We start from the raw sequence: 12,618 nt of genomic DNA, 5'->3' as shown, positions 1-12,618 counted from the left end.
CACGACCGCACATCCCCTGCCGGAGCTTCCGCCCGCCAGTCGAGGAGGGCACCATGTCCGCCGTCCCCCTGCCCCCGTTGCCGCCCGCGCCCGTGTCCGAGGACGGTTACCGGCCCGGTGGCCGCAGCATCGCCGACATCGTGGACCGCGAGCACCGGCAGCTGCTGGCTCTCGTGGACCAGTTGACCGGCCCGGACGCCACGCCGCAGGAGGGGCTGGCGGTGCTCACCGCCGCGCTGTCGCGACACGTCTCCGCCGAGGAGCAGTACCTGCTGCCGGCGGTACGGGCGGCGCTGCCGGCCCGCGCCGACCGGGTGGACGCGGAGATCGACGCTGACGCCGCACTGCTGGCGGCCCTGAAGGGACTGTCCGACGAGACCCTGACCGAGGTCGCCGAGCGGGTCCGCCGCCACGTCGACGGGGTGGGCGCGCTCGTGGCCGAGTTGCGCGCGGTGGCCACCTCCGAGGAGCTGATCCGCCTGGGCAACCGGTTGGAGATCGCCGAGGAGGCCGCGCCGACCCGGCCGCACCCGGGCACGCCGGCCACGCCACCGTGGAACCGGATCGTCGAGCCGGCGGTGGGCGTGGTGGACAAGGTCCGTGACGCGGTGACGCGGCGGCCGACGTACCTGGCGGACCTGCCGGAGCCGCCGCGCGACTGACAGCGCGGGCCGCGCCACTAAATGCATTCAACGTCACCGATCCGCTTGGCCTCTTCCGCAGGCTGCGGCGTGGTCCTACCGTCACCGTATGAACCTGGAGCTGCGACACCTGCGGGTGGTCTGCGCGATCGCGGAGACAGGGAGTGTGACCAAGGCGGCGTCGGCGCTCGGGCTCGCCCAGCCGGCGCTCACCGCCCAGCTTCAGCGGATCGAGCGGACGCTGGGCGGGCCGCTGTTCGACAGGGATCGGCGCGGCGCCCGGCCCACCGCGCTCGGTGAGCTGGTGCTCGCCCGCGCCCGGGTGCTGCTGCCGGCGATGAAGGGCCTGCAGGACGAGGCGGCCCGGCTCGCCGGCGCGGGCGCGGCGCCCCGCTGCTACCGCCTCGGCGGGGTGAACAGCCCGATCCTGGGCCGGTTGGTGCACCGGCTGGCCGCCGAGCAGCCACCGGCCCAGATCACCACGTACGCCTCCTGGTCGGTGGACGAGCTTGCGCAGTTGGTGGCCGGTGGGCGGTTGGACTTCGCCCTCACCGGTGTGTGCGGCGACGCCACCCCGTCGGCCGCGTTCGGACTGAGCTGGCGGGAGGTGGCCGTCGACCCGGTGCTGGTGCTGCTGCCGGAGACCCACCCGCTCGCGGCGCGGGCCGAGGTGCGCCTGGCGGACCTGGGCCATGAGCAGTGGGTGGCCGCGCCGGGCGACGGTTGCTTCGGCGACTGTTTCGCCGCCGCGTGCGCCCGCGCCGGCTTCACCCCGCGCAAGGTGTACGAGACCGACATCCGTGGCTGCGTCGATCTGGTGGAGGCGGGCGTGGCGGTGGCCCTCTGCCAGGCGACGTTCCGCCCCGTCGGCGGCCTGGTCACCCGCCGGCTGGCCGGTGTCCCGCTGCGCTGGCGGCTGCTGCTGGGGTGGCATCCGGACTCGCCGGCCGCCGGGGACGCGGAGCTGCTGCTGGCCACGGCCAAGGCGGCGTACACCGACTCGCTGGCGCCGCACCCCACCTACCTGGACTGGCTGGTGCGCAATCCGGCTTTCGGCGTCCGGCAGCCCAGCGAGGTGTGAGGGCGCACGAGCGGTCTAGCGGTGCGCGGCGACGGGTTCCTCGTCCCCACCCGACGGTGTGGCGGACCGGGGCGTGAAGAAGCGGACGAGGTCGTCCGCCGCCGTCGGGGACAGCATCATCGCCTGCACTCGCGCGCACATCTCGGCGATCGGCTGGATCCTGGCGAACATCGCCTCCTCGTACGCCCGGATCGCCGCGTCCGGGTCGGCGGGGTTGGCGGCGAGTTCGCGCGCGAGTTCGGCGGCGTCCAGCATGGCCTGGTTGGCGCCCTCGCCGACGGGCGGCATGAGGTGCGCGGCGTCGCCGAGAAGGGTGACTCCCGGCTGGTGGGCCCAGCGCGCGCCGACCGGCATCACCATGACCCGGCGCGGCGTCGGTGGGCCGTCGGCCGCGTCGATCAGGGCGGTGAGGCGGGTGTCCCAGCCGTCGAACAGGCCCAGCAGGGCACGCTTGTCCCGGTAGGTGTCGAGGTCCCGGTCGTCGGCGGGTAGGGAGATCCCGACGCGGATGCTGCCGTCGCCGAGGCGTTGCGCCGCGAGGATCTGGCTCACGCCGACGCACCAGAGGTTTCCCGGGCCGACCAGCTCGGCGAGATCGGGGTGGCGTCGGTCGGCGTCGTCGATGGTCAGGTCCACGTGGCTGGACACGTGGGACAGGCCCGCGTCGGTCAGCAGCGCCCGGACGACGGAGCGTGCGCCGTCCGCGCCGACGAGGATGTCGCAGTCGGCCCGGTGGCCGCCGTCGAAGGTCAACCCGAAGCCCCCGCCCGGTCGGGCCGTGGCCGCGACGAGGCGGCGCCGCCACACCACCGCGTCGGGCGGCAGCGAGTCGAGCAGAAGATCACGCAGGACGGTGCGGTCGATCTCGGGGCGGCCGGCGAACGAGCCGGGTTGGGGCGTGTGGTGCACGAGGGTGCGCCCGGCCGGGTCGAGGATGCGATGCTCCTCGCCCTCGGGCCGGGCCTCGGACCGGAACCGGTCGTCGAGACCCGCCTCGGCGAGGGCCAGTTGCCCGGACTCCGGGTGCAGGTCGAGCATTCCGCCCTGGGAGCGCGCGGTGCGACCGGCCTCGCGTTCGTAGACCACCGCGTCGATGCCGTGCCGGTGCAGGATCCGTGCCAGCGTCAGGCCACCCAGGCCACCACCGGCGATCGCCAGTCGCTTCGTCATGCCCTTACCGTACACTGTATTGCGTGGATACATCGTACGGTAATGAGGTCGTGCCCGTCTGGGAACGCCCCGAGCCCCAACCCCGGGCGACGCCGGTGCCGTTGAGCCGTGCGAAGATCGCCGCCACGGCGATCCGGCTCGCCGACGCGCACGGCCTCGACGGACTGTCGGTGCGCAAGATCGCCAAAGAGCTCGGTGTCGGTCCGATGCGGCTCTACGACTACGTCGCCACCAAATCGGAGCTGCTCGACCTGATGGTCGACACGGTCTACGCCCGGATCGCCGAGACCGGCGAGCAGGCCGGGTGGCGGGCCACCGTGCTTGCCGTCTTTCGGCGGACCCGCGCCGCCGCCCTCGACCACGAGTGGTTCGCCGACCTGCTCGGCGGGCGGCCACACCTGGGCCCGCACGCACTCGCCGTGGGCGAAACGACAGCCGCGGCCCTCAGCCAGGCCCCCGGCATACACGGCATCGACGACCTTCAGCGCGCCCTGGGCGCCCTCAACGCCTTCGTCGGCGGCGCCCTGCGCCGAGAGGTCACCGAGCGACGCACCGCCCGCTCCACCGGCACCGAGTTCAGCGCCTGGCAGACCAGCCTCGGCCCCTACCTGACCCGCATGCTCGACACCGGCCGCTACCCCACCGTCGCCCGGCTCGTCATCGAGGGCGCCCACCTCAGCGCCGAGGAGACCTTCAACCACAACCTGACCACCATCCTGGACGGCATCACCGGCCACCCCCAACCGACCGGCGGTACGGGCGGGTAGTCCCGGCGACGCGACCCGGACGCCGCCTACTGGCAGGTCGGTGGCGGTGCGAACGGCCGCTGTCGGGGTATCTGGCGGACATGACCGATCTCTACCCGCCCGCCGACGACCGGGAACTGCTCCGCCAGGCCGCCGCCGCGCACACCGCCGCCACCCGCCAGGTGGAGGCGTTCCTGCGCCGGCTGCCGGAGGTGCCCGACCCGGCCGACGTCACCGAGTACGCCAACCTGCTCACCCGGGAGGACCAGACCCGGGGCGAGCGCGACGCCGCCGCCGACGCGGCGGGACTGACCATCGGCAGCCTGGAACCCGACCAGGGCCAGTAGCGGCACGCGACGGTGCCGCCCCACACCGGGACGGCACCGTCGCGTACGGCCTCGCTCAGCGTTCGACGAGAGGGTCGTGACCGAGGTCGAGCAGCGAGTGCCGCCACTCGTCGTCGGCGTTGCCCCGTCGGGGCTTGGCGTCCATCAGCTCGCGGATCCGCTCGACCGCCTCCCGCATCACCTCGATGTCCTCCGGGGTCAGATCGACCTTGCGCTTGTTGAGCACCTTGAGGATCTCCCGTCCCGGCTGGGGCAGGTCGAGGTCCGGGTTCGGGCTGAACGACTCCTCGCCGGAGCCCCGGGTCAGCAGCCAGGTGCGCAGCTGCTCCGACGGGACGTTCACCTCGGCGTGGAAGTCCTCCCAGAGCACTTCCACCTCGGGGTCGAGCCGCGTGTCGCGTACCATCAGGTCTCCTCTCGACGATGGTGACCCGACGTCTCCGGGTCGTCCTGGTCGGTCTTCGGATGCAGGCCCTCGGCGGGCACCCGCGTGCGGCGCGGGTTCGCGGTCGGGGGCGCCAGGATCGGGTCGGGATGCTCGTCGTCGTCCTCGTCCCGGGGCTTCGCGGACCCCGCGTGCTCGTGCGGGTCCTCGTGGTCGTCCCGTCGGGCCGGCCCGGTCATCGGGGGTGCGTTGTCGTGGCGGCGGTGTACCCCCGCTCACCTGCGGTCACGTCGAAGGTGAGCTGCCCGTCGCGGGCGTCCACGGTGACCTTCTGCCCGGGCGAGATCGCCGACTCCAGCAGCATCCGCGACAGGTGGTTGTCCACCTCCCGCTGGATCACCCGGCGCAGCGGACGGGCCCCGAACTCCGGCTGGTAGCCGTGCTCGGCCAGCCAGTCGATGCCGGCGTTGGTGAACTCCACCTGGATGTCCTGGGCGTGCATCCGGCGGCGGGTCTCCTCAAGCAGCAGCGCGGTGATGTCGCGCAACTGCTCGGCCTCCAGCCGGCGGAAGATGATGACCTCGTCGATGCGGTTGAGGAACTCCGGCCGGAAGTTCTCCTGGAGGCGGCGCATCAGGCGTTCGCGCAGCTCGTCGTTCTCCTGCTCGCTGCCGGGTGCGCCGGTGCCGAACCCGACGGCCCGCTGCGCCCCGGTGATCAGCTCGGAGCCGAGGTTGCTCGTCATGATCAGGACGGTGTTCTTGAAGTTCACCGTGCGGCCCTGACTGTCGGTGAGCCGCCCGTCGTCGAGCACCTGCAGCAGGATGTTGAACACGTCCGGGTGGGCCTTCTCGATCTCGTCGAGCAGCACCACCGCGTACGGGCGGCGGCGCACCGCCTCGGTGAGCTGACCGGCCTCCTCGTAACCGACGTACCCGGGCGGGGCGCCGACCAGCCGGCTGACCGTGTGCCGCTCCTGGAACTCGCTCATGTCCACCCGGACCATCCGGTCCGCCTCGCCGAACAACGCCTCGGCCAGGGCCCGGGCCAGCTCGGTCTTGCCGACGCCGGTGGGGCCAAGGAACAGGAAGCTGCCCATCGGGCGCTCCGGGTCGGCCAGCCCGGCCCGGGAGCGGCGCACCGCCTCGGCCACCGCGGTGACCGCGTCGTCCTGACCGACCACCCTCTCGTGCAGATGACCCTCCAGGCGCAGCAGCCGGTCGCGTTCCTCCTCGGTGAGCTGGCTGACCGGGATGCCGGTGGCCCGCGAGACCACCTCGGCGATCTCCTGCGGGCCCACCTCGGGCACCTGCGAGGACGAGCCGTCGGCGCCGGTCGCGCGGCGCATCTCCTCCTCCAGCTCGGAGATCCGGTCCCGCAGCGCCGAGGCCCGTTCGTACTGCTCGTCGGTGACTGCCTGCTCCTTGTCCCGGCGTACGTCGTCGAGCTCCTGCTCCAGCTCCCGCACGTCGGAGGCCGGGGTGCGGGTGCGCAGCCGGACCCGGGCGCCGGCCTGGTCGATCAGGTCGATGGCCTTGTCCGGCAGGAACCGGTCGGTGACGTACCGGTCGGACAGCTCGGCGGCGGCGACCAGCGCCTCGTCGGTGAAGCGCACCTGGTGGTGGGCCTCGTACCTGTCGCGCAGGCCGCGCAGGATGGCGATGGTGTCGTCGACGCTGGGCTCGGGCACCAGCACCGGCTGGAACCGCCGGGCCAGCGCGGCGTCCTTCTCGATGCTCTTGCGGTACTCGTCGAGCGTGGTCGCGCCGATCACCCGCAGTTCACCCCGCGCGAGGGCGGGCTTGAGCATGTTGGACGCGTCCATTCCGCCCTCGCTGCCAGCCCCGCCGGCACCGACCAGGGTGTGGATCTCGTCGAGGAAGATGATCAGCTCGTCCCGGTGCGCCCGGATCTCGTCGATCACCTTCTTGAGGCGCTCCTCGAAGTCGCCCCGGTAGCGGGTGCCGGCGACCAGGCCGGCGAGGTCGAGTTGCACCACGCGCTTGCCGAGCAGGGTCTGCGGCACGTCGCCGTCGCAGATCCGCTCGGCCAGACCCTCGACGATCGCGGTCTTGCCGACACCGGCCTCGCCGATCAGCACCGGGTTGTTCTTGGTCCGCCGGGACAGGATCTCCACCGCCTGCTCGATCTCGTCGGCCCGCCCGATCACCGGGTCGATCTGGTCGGCGCGGGCCAGGTCGGTGAGGTCCTGCCCGTACTGGTCCAGGGTGGGGGTGCCGCGGTCCGGCTTCGGCCCGGTCATCGGGCCGCGTTCGGCATTGGCGGCCTGCAACGACTCGGGCTGGATCCGGCCGGCCGCCAGCATCCGTCCGGCCGGCGACTCGGGATTGAGCGGCAGGGCCATCAGGATGTGCTCGGGGCCGATGTAGTTGGCGCCCATCGCCCGGGACAGCTGGTGGGCGTCGAGCAGCGCCCGCTTGGCGGCCGGGGTCAGCGACAGGTTGGGCGGTACCTCCCCGCGCGGTGCGCCGTCGCCCTTGCCGCCCAACGCGTTGAGCAGGGTGTCCGGGTCGGCGCCGGCGCGGCGTACCAGGTCGCGCAGGGGTTCGCGTTGCAGGGCGGCCCAGAGCAGGTGGTCGGTGTCCAGGTCGTTGCTCTGCCGTTGCGCGGCGCGGCGGGCCGCGTCGGCCAGCATCTCGCGCGCGTCGGCCGTCATCAGTCGGGTGATGTCGACCCGGTGCGGCGGTCGGCGTCCTCCCTCACCCCGGCCGAAGTACCGGGCCAGGAATTCGTCCCACGGGTCGGAGCCGAGGTCACCGGGTCCCATCATGTCTGTCCTCCGCAGTCGGGCGCGGCACGGTCGCCAGGGGCTACCCGGCGCTCGGCCCGACAAACGCCGCACGTGGCGGCGCACACCGCGTTGTGGAGTGGCACCCGGCCGGCGCCGGCCACGGGTGGCAGGCTGACGCCATGACTGAGAACCCGCTGCTGATCGTGGACGGCGCCAACGTGGTGGGCTCCCGCCCGAACGGGTGGTGGCGGGACCGGGCCGGGGCCGCCGCCCGGCTGCGGGACTCCCTGGCCCCGGTGGCCGCCACGGGCCTGCCCGCCCGTCTGACCGCCCCGGTCGAGGTGGTGCTCGTGGTCGAGGGCGCCGCCCGGGACGTACCCGGCACCGACGACGTCCGCGTCGTCTCCGCCCCCGGCTCCGGCGACGACACGGTTGTCGAACTGGTCCAGGCGGCGCCGCAGCGCCGTCGGCTGGTGGTCACCGCCGACCGGGAGCTGCGCGAGCGGGTGACCGCCCTCGGCGCGGAGGTGTACGGGCCGCGCTGGCTCCGCGATAATTGAGAAGTTCTCATACTGGGACTCCCACAGAACGGACTCCCGGCACTTCAGGGGGGTTAACGGTCAGTCGGGCAGGAACACCGCCAGGGCGGATGTTCTCCCACCGACGCCAGTAAGCTCTAATGGAGATCTCCCCGCCCCCAGGAGGTTCCGCCGTGGCGAGCGTCGCCGAGCTGAAGGCTGCCATCGATGTCGCCCTCCAACAGATCGGCGACGGGCAGACAGCCGTCCAGGCAGCCGGTGAGAAGCTCGCCGAGGCGCAGCAGACCCTTGCCGGCGCGCTGGAGGGCAGCGGGCACGAGACGGTCGAGGCGGCCCAGGCGTCGCTGACCCAGGCCAGCCAGGAGCTGGAGGAGTGCCTCGCCGCGACACTTGTCGCGGTCGAGCAGGCGCAGCTCTACGTCTCCACCCTGTAGGCCACCGTGTCCATCATCGAGGACATCGGCGGCCAGGTCCGCGCGGCCAGCGAGGAGTTCCCGGTGGGCCTGCTCGGGCAGGCCCTGGAGAAGTTCGGCCTGGCCGCGGAACGACTGCGCTGGGTCCGACAGGAGTCGGCCAACCCGATGGGGGTGCCCGAGCTGTCCGCCGCGACCGAGCACGCCGAGAGCGCCAACTACGCGCTGCGGGTGGCGCAGGAGCAGCTGTCGGCGTATCTGGCCGCGATCGGGCTGGCCGCCGACGGCGCCCCGGCGCCCCGCCCGCAGCAGCGCGACCCGCGCCACGACGCGCCCCCGCCGCACGGGCCGACCACTGTGGCACCGGAGCAGGCCGAGCAGGTGCGGATGCGTCGCTGGTGGTCGGTACGGGTGGCCGAGTTGACCGGCGGGCGCGACGGCGGCCCCGACGAGCCCGACGAACGGCTGCGCGACTCGCAGGAGCTGCTGCGCCGGGTCGTCGGCGGGGTGCGCGCCGGCGACCGGGACCGGCTGCGCACCGAGCTGCGGCGGGCGTCCGCCGACGTGGGGCTCGGGATGGCCGCGCTCGCGCCGCCGCTGCTGCGGGAGCTGGCCGGCGAGCTGCTGGGTCATCCGCCGCGCGCCGCCGACCTCGGCCGGTTGCGCGGCGAGCTGGACGGGCGGGTCCGGGACCTGCTCCCCGGACTGCCGCCGCCGGTGCTGGAGACGCTGCTGACCCGGGTGTGCCGGATGCCGCCACCCCGCTCCTCGGGGGAACCGCCGCACGCCGCCGACTCCGCGGTCACCGCAGGCGTGGCGACCGGGCTGCTGCTCGCCCGCCTCGGCCGCGACCTGCCCGTTGCCACCGGCACGCCACCGGCCACCGGTGACCAGCGCACCGGCGACGCGGGTGCTCGTCCCGCCGAGCAACGCTCCGGGAACGCGAGTCGTCCACGGCCCCCCGAACCACCACCCTCGGGCGGCGTCGGTCCCCGTCCTGGCGCGGTGAACGGCAGGCAGGCGTCCGGCGGCGTCGTACCGCAGCGGCCCGCCGGGCTGCCGCCGCAGACCGGCAGCCCGTGGCGGGACGCGCCGGCCCGCCGGGGTTCCGATGGCTGACCGGCGGAGCCAACTCGTCACCCGCATCCGGGACACCCTCTCCGAGGCGCTGGGTGCCACGCGTACCCGACTGTCGGCCGCCCAGGCCGACCTGACGGCTGGTCGCGAACGGCTGACCCGGGTCCGGCGCGCGGCGGCCGCCGTACCGCAGCGGGTGGGCGCCCAACGGGACCGCCGCCTCGCCGAGATCGACGCCCGGCACGCCACCCGGCTCGCCGAGCTGGCCCGCCACGCCGCCGACGCCGCCCGCCGGGAGGCACCCGGCTGCGCCGGCGCCGACTGGCCGGGCTGGACGCCCACGCCCACCCGCCGGGCCGAGCCGCCCGGCGCGCTGCGGGTCGGCACGGTCCGGCTCGACGACGTCGACCCGGTGCCCGCGCTGGTGCCGCTGCTCGACGCGGGGCACGTGCACCTGTCCGGGGACGACCGCGCCGGCTGCGACGCGGTCGTGTCCGCGCTGCTGCTGCGGGCCGTCGGCCGCGCCGACCCGGGCGGGGTACGCCTTGTCGGCTACGACCCGGAGCACCTTGGCGGCGGCCTGGCCGGGTTCGCGCCCCTGGGCACCGCGGGGCTGCTCACCTTCGTCGGCCCGGGCGGGTTGGGTCCGCTGCTGGACGACCTGGTCGAGCAGATCCGCCGCATCAACGAGACGGTGCTGGCCGGCGAACACGGCTCGCTGCGGGAGCTGGCCGCGGCGACCGGCCGCCGTCCCGAGCCGTGGCGGGTGGCGGTGCTGCTCGGCGGCGACGAGCTGAGCCGGCACGAACGCGGCCAACTCGAACGCGTGGTCCGCGCCGGCGCCGCCTGCGGGGTGCACCTCGTGGTCCGGGGCATCCCGCTGCCGGACGACCCGACGGTGACCCGGGTGGTGACCGAGGCGTCCGGCGCGTGGATCGGCGGCCCGTCCGGCCTGTCGGTCCGGCTGGACCCGCCGCCACCGGCGACGCTTGTCACCGACACCTGCCGGGAGATCGCGGCCCGCGTCAACGCCGGCCCGCCGCCGACCCCGTTCGCCGACCTGCTGCCCCCGCCGGAGCAGATGTGGCGGGAGGACTCGGCCAGCGGGCTGACCGCCCCGATCGGCGAGGGGCCGCAGGGCCGACCGGTGCGCCTGACCCTGGGCGACTATCCACCGCACGCGCTGATCGGCGGGCCGTCCGGCACCGGCAAGACCAACCTGATCTTCGCGTGGATCGGCGCCCTCGCCGCCCGCTACTCCCCCGCCGAGTTGGAGTTCTATCTGCTCGACTTCAAGGAGGGGGTGTCCTTCGCCCGGTTCGCGCAGGGCCGACGCGACCCGAGCTGGCTGCCGCACATGCGCCTGGTCGGCATCAACGTCAACACCGACCGGGAGTTCGGGTTGGCGCTGCTGCGGTTCCTCACCGAGGAGCTGCGTCGCCGTGCCGACGCCGCCAAGAAGCACGAGGTGACCAAGCTGGCCGAGCTGCGGGCGGTCGACCCGACCGGGCACTGGCCCCGGATCGTCGCCGTTGTCGACGAGTTCCAGATGCTGCTGGCCGGCCGGGACGTGGTCGCCCGGGAGGCCGCCGACCTGCTGGAGGACCTGGCTCGCCGCGGCCGGTCGCAGGGCATCCACCTGGTGCTCGCCTCGCAGGACGTACGGGGCATCGAGGCGCTGTGGGGCCGTCCGGCGCTGGTCGCCCAGTTCACGTTGCGGATCGCGCTGCCCAAGGCGTTGCGGATCCTGGCCGAGCGCAACGACGCGGCGCAGTCGCTGCCCCGCTGGCACGCGGTGGTCAACGCCGAGTCCGGGATGGTGGAGGGCAACGAGGTCGCGCGGATCCCGTCGGCCAGCGACTGGGAGACGTGGAGCGGCCTGCAACACCGGCTGTGGCGGATGCGCCCGCCGGACGCCGCGCCGGCCCGGCTCTTCGACGGTGACGCGATCCCCCGGCTGGACGAGGCCCCGGACTTCCGGGGCCTCGAAGCCCCGACCGACGGCCGCGCGCCGCGCAACCCGGTGGCCCTGCTCGGCGAGATCATCGACGTGCAGTCCCGCTCGGCGGCGCTGCGGCTGCCCCGCGCGCCCGGGCGCAACCTGGCGGTGCTGGGTACGCGGGTGGACGAGGCGTGCGCGGTGCTCGACTCGGCCGCCCGGTCGCTGGCCCGCCAACACCCGCCGGGCACCGCCCGGTTCTCCATCGCCTGCCTCGACCCGGACGCCGATCCGATCGCCCGCGCGCTCTACGACGACCTGGCCGACGACGCCTCCTGGTACGACGAGGAGACCGTCGGCGAGTTGATGGGCGAGACGGCCGACGGGCTGTCCGGCCCCGGCAGCCCGCACTACCTGCTGTTGTTCGCGGTCGACGCGGCGGCCGGCGCCCTCGCCGCGCGCACGGGTCGGCGCACCGGCCTGGAGCATCTGCGCCGGATCCTGCACGACGGTCCGGAGCGGCGCACCCACGTGCTGGCCTGGTGGCGGGGCGTGGCGCGGATGCGCGCGGACCTGGGCGGCCCGGCCGCCCGCACCGACCAGATCGGCGCCTGGGTTGCTCTGGACACGCACGGCGGCGAGCTGGGCGCCTCGCTGTATCCGGGCACCGGCGGCCCGGACTGGTATCCCCGGCCCTGGCGCGGGCTCTTCTTCGACCGGGCGGTGCACCGCACCGGCCAGGTGCTCATCCCCTATGGACCGTCGCGATGAACCAACCGGTGACCAGTGACACGTACACGGCGCAACTGCGGCGACTGGCCGAGCTGAGCGCCCAGGTACGCGAACAGCGCGCCGAGGCGCACACCTGGTACGAGCGGCAGTGCGCGGCGGCCGAGCGGGCCGTCGCCGACGCCGCCGACGACGTACGCCGCGCCGAGCAGGAGCTGGTCGACGCCCGCGAGGAGCAGGAACGCGTCGACGCCGAGGTGGCGCACCTGTGGCAGCAGGTGCGGGCCCGCCTCGGCGCCCGCCGCCTCGGTGCGCCGCCCGCGCCGACCAACGACAGTGCGGCCGGCGAGCCGGTGCTGCTGCTCGGTCGGGTCCGGGACCTGCTCGACCGGGCCGGGCAGCCCGGTGAGCTGCCGGGTTCGGTCAACCCGCTGCTGGCGCTCTGCGGGGTGGCCGGCGCGGTCGTGGCGTATGCGCTGGGCTCCGGCGCACGGGCGCTCGGCGTCGGGTACGGCGGGGACCTGGCAGTCGGGATGCCGGTGCTGGCGCTGGTGGTGACCCTGCTCGGGCCGTTGATCGGTCTCGTGCCGGCGCGGGTGCTCGCCGACCGCCGACACGCGGTGCTCGGCCCTCGACCGATCACCGTGGTGCTCGGCGCCGGGCTGGTCACGACGGTGCTGCTGCTGGTGCTCGGCCGCTGACCTGAGCCGACACCTGCGGCCCGCTGGCCGCGGTCACTGTCAGTCACGTCCGGCGGGGCGAAGGTGGCGGTGAGCGGTATACCCCAGAGTCATATTTA

At 74.3% G+C, this 12,618-nt stretch carries 13 protein-coding genes; 9 read left to right on the top strand and 4 right to left on the bottom strand.

Going from position 1 to position 12,618, the window contains the following annotated elements:
* The first annotated feature begins 53 nt into the window (after positions 1 to 53).
* Both AB0B97_RS03095 and AB0B97_RS03090 read left to right on the top strand, forming a co-directional pair.
* The gene (locus tag AB0B97_RS03095; RefSeq protein WP_357490189.1) at positions 54 to 662 is read left to right on the top strand and encodes a hemerythrin domain-containing protein; all 609 of its coding nucleotides are present in this window, start codon (positions 54 to 56) and stop codon (positions 660 to 662) included.
* A gap of 88 nt (positions 663 to 750) precedes the next feature.
* Positions 751 to 1,722 (top strand): LysR family transcriptional regulator, encoded by a 972-nt coding sequence (locus AB0B97_RS03090; protein ID WP_357490188.1) that lies wholly within the window; start codon positions 751 to 753, stop codon positions 1,720 to 1,722.
* A gap of 15 nt (positions 1,723 to 1,737) precedes the next feature.
* Here AB0B97_RS03090 and AB0B97_RS03085 read toward each other — a convergent pair whose 3' ends face one another.
* Positions 1,738 to 2,892, bottom strand: a complete 1,155-nt coding sequence (locus AB0B97_RS03085; RefSeq protein ID WP_357490186.1) for an FAD-dependent monooxygenase — start codon at positions 2,890 to 2,892, stop codon at positions 1,738 to 1,740.
* 23 nt (positions 2,893 to 2,915) lie between these two features.
* Between AB0B97_RS03085 and AB0B97_RS03080 the strand changes: the two genes are divergently transcribed.
* Both AB0B97_RS03080 and AB0B97_RS03075 read left to right on the top strand, forming a co-directional pair.
* Complete coding sequence (locus tag AB0B97_RS03080; protein ID WP_357490184.1) at positions 2,916 to 3,659, top strand: TetR/AcrR family transcriptional regulator; 744 nt, start codon at positions 2,916 to 2,918, stop codon at positions 3,657 to 3,659.
* A gap of 80 nt (positions 3,660 to 3,739) precedes the next feature.
* Positions 3,740 to 3,985: a hypothetical protein gene (locus AB0B97_RS03075; RefSeq protein ID WP_266241928.1), complete on the top strand. Its 246-nt coding sequence runs from the start codon at positions 3,740 to 3,742 to the stop codon at positions 3,983 to 3,985.
* A 55-nt stretch (positions 3,986 to 4,040) separates the two neighbouring features.
* On the opposite strand, the gene AB0B97_RS03070 is transcribed toward AB0B97_RS03075, so the two are convergent.
* Genes AB0B97_RS03070 through AB0B97_RS03060 form a run of 3 tightly spaced genes read right to left on the bottom strand, consistent with a single transcriptional unit; the run spans position 4,041 to position 7,161 of the window.
* Positions 4,041 to 4,391, bottom strand: a complete 351-nt coding sequence (locus AB0B97_RS03070; protein WP_234582023.1) for a DUF3140 domain-containing protein — start codon at positions 4,389 to 4,391, stop codon at positions 4,041 to 4,043.
* A complete protein-coding gene (locus AB0B97_RS03065) occupies positions 4,391 to 4,609 on the bottom strand; it encodes a hypothetical protein (protein ID WP_357490183.1) in 219 nt (72 codons plus the stop codon). The genes AB0B97_RS03070 and AB0B97_RS03065 overlap by 1 nt, the downstream gene beginning before the upstream one ends.
* A complete protein-coding gene (locus tag AB0B97_RS03060; RefSeq protein ID WP_357490181.1) occupies positions 4,606 to 7,161 on the bottom strand; it encodes an ATP-dependent Clp protease ATP-binding subunit in 2,556 nt (851 codons plus the stop codon). Before AB0B97_RS03060 ends, AB0B97_RS03065 begins: the two co-directional genes overlap by 4 nt.
* A 140-nt stretch (positions 7,162 to 7,301) precedes the next feature.
* Here AB0B97_RS03060 and AB0B97_RS03055 point away from each other — a divergent pair, with 140 nt between their 5' ends.
* The 5 genes from AB0B97_RS03055 (at position 7,302) to AB0B97_RS03035 (ending at position 12,520) form a co-directional block, all read left to right on the top strand.
* On the top strand, positions 7,302 to 7,682 hold the full coding sequence (locus AB0B97_RS03055) for a hypothetical protein (protein WP_234582026.1): 381 nt from the start codon (positions 7,302 to 7,304) through the stop codon (positions 7,680 to 7,682).
* A 152-nt stretch (positions 7,683 to 7,834) separates the two neighbouring features.
* A complete protein-coding gene (locus AB0B97_RS03050; protein WP_007076395.1) occupies positions 7,835 to 8,095 on the top strand; it encodes a hypothetical protein in 261 nt (86 codons plus the stop codon).
* Positions 8,096 to 8,101: 6 nt separating this feature from the next.
* Positions 8,102 to 9,193, top strand: a complete 1,092-nt coding sequence (locus tag AB0B97_RS03045; protein ID WP_357490179.1) for a hypothetical protein — start codon at positions 8,102 to 8,104, stop codon at positions 9,191 to 9,193.
* Entirely contained in the window at positions 9,186 to 11,861 is a 2,676-nt protein-coding gene (locus AB0B97_RS03040) for an FtsK/SpoIIIE domain-containing protein (RefSeq protein WP_357490177.1), read from the top strand. Before AB0B97_RS03045 ends, AB0B97_RS03040 begins: the two co-directional genes overlap by 8 nt.
* Positions 11,858 to 12,520 carry a hypothetical protein gene (locus tag AB0B97_RS03035; RefSeq protein WP_357490175.1) on the top strand — a complete coding sequence of 221 codons (663 nt, stop codon included), beginning with the start codon at positions 11,858 to 11,860 and terminating at the stop codon, positions 12,518 to 12,520. The genes AB0B97_RS03040 and AB0B97_RS03035 overlap by 4 nt, the downstream gene beginning before the upstream one ends.
* The last annotated feature ends 98 nt before the right edge of the window (positions 12,521 to 12,618 follow it).

It is taken from the genome of Micromonospora sp. NPDC049004, from assembly GCF_040649315.1.
In the GTDB taxonomy this organism is placed as follows: Bacteria; Actinomycetota; Actinomycetes; order Mycobacteriales; family Micromonosporaceae; genus Micromonospora.
The sequence above is the reverse complement of the archived record's forward strand: the minus strand, read 5'-3'. Positions and strand labels throughout refer to the sequence as shown.

What these genes read in the sequence shown, in the direction of transcription:
- AB0B97_RS03095 (WP_357490189.1), top strand. Translation starts at nt 54, where the DNA reads ATGTCCGCCGTCCCCCTGCCCCCGTTGCCGCCCGCGCCCGTGTCCGAG.
- AB0B97_RS03090 (WP_357490188.1), top strand. Translation starts at nt 751, where the DNA reads ATGAACCTGGAGCTGCGACACCTGCGGGTGGTCTGCGCGATCGCGGAG.
- AB0B97_RS03085 (WP_357490186.1), bottom strand. Translation starts at nt 2,892, where the DNA reads ATGACGAAGCGACTGGCGATCGCCGGTGGTGGCCTGGGTGGCCTGACG.
- AB0B97_RS03075 (WP_266241928.1), top strand. Translation starts at nt 3,740, where the DNA reads ATGACCGATCTCTACCCGCCCGCCGACGACCGGGAACTGCTCCGCCAG.
- AB0B97_RS03070 (WP_234582023.1), bottom strand. Translation starts at nt 4,391, where the DNA reads ATGGTACGCGACACGCGGCTCGACCCCGAGGTGGAAGTGCTCTGGGAG.
- AB0B97_RS03065 (WP_357490183.1), bottom strand. Translation starts at nt 4,609, where the DNA reads ATGACCGGGCCGGCCCGACGGGACGACCACGAGGACCCGCACGAGCAC.
- AB0B97_RS03060 (WP_357490181.1), bottom strand. Translation starts at nt 7,161, where the DNA reads ATGATGGGACCCGGTGACCTCGGCTCCGACCCGTGGGACGAATTCCTG.
- AB0B97_RS03055 (WP_234582026.1), top strand. Translation starts at nt 7,302, where the DNA reads ATGACTGAGAACCCGCTGCTGATCGTGGACGGCGCCAACGTGGTGGGC.
- AB0B97_RS03040 (WP_357490177.1), top strand. Translation starts at nt 9,186, where the DNA reads ATGGCTGACCGGCGGAGCCAACTCGTCACCCGCATCCGGGACACCCTC.
- AB0B97_RS03035 (WP_357490175.1), top strand. Translation starts at nt 11,858, where the DNA reads ATGAACCAACCGGTGACCAGTGACACGTACACGGCGCAACTGCGGCGA.